This is a genomic window from Rahnella bonaserana (genome assembly GCF_019049675.1).
Classification (GTDB): Bacteria; Pseudomonadota; Gammaproteobacteria; order Enterobacterales; family Enterobacteriaceae; genus Rahnella; species Rahnella bonaserana.
In genome coordinates this window covers 1-235 of the sequence record NZ_JAFMOW010000001.1, presented here as the reverse complement: position 1 = coordinate 235, position 235 = coordinate 1, and the positions used below count along the sequence as shown (strand labels likewise).

Genomic DNA, 235 nt, shown 5'->3' with positions numbered 1-235 from the left:
GCGAACATATGCAGCTGGCCGCCGCCAAAAACATGATACTGAACGCCGGTAACAATGCGGATATCGGGGTGATTAAGAACCTGACCGTCAACACCGGTGAGGAAATGGGCCTCTTTGCGCTGAAGGGTGAGATGAGCCTGAAGGCCAGCGAAGGCAGGGTCGACGTTCAGGCGCAGAACAACCGGCTGGCGCTTGCGGCGGGCAAAAAAGTGAGCATCACGGCGGTGGACGGCGA

1 protein-coding gene is annotated in these 235 nt (G+C 58.7%); it reads left to right on the top strand.

The window, feature by feature from the left end:
* On the top strand, window positions 1–235 hold a 235-nt coding region (locus J1778_RS00005; protein WP_217171484.1), incomplete at both ends, for a DUF2345 domain-containing protein.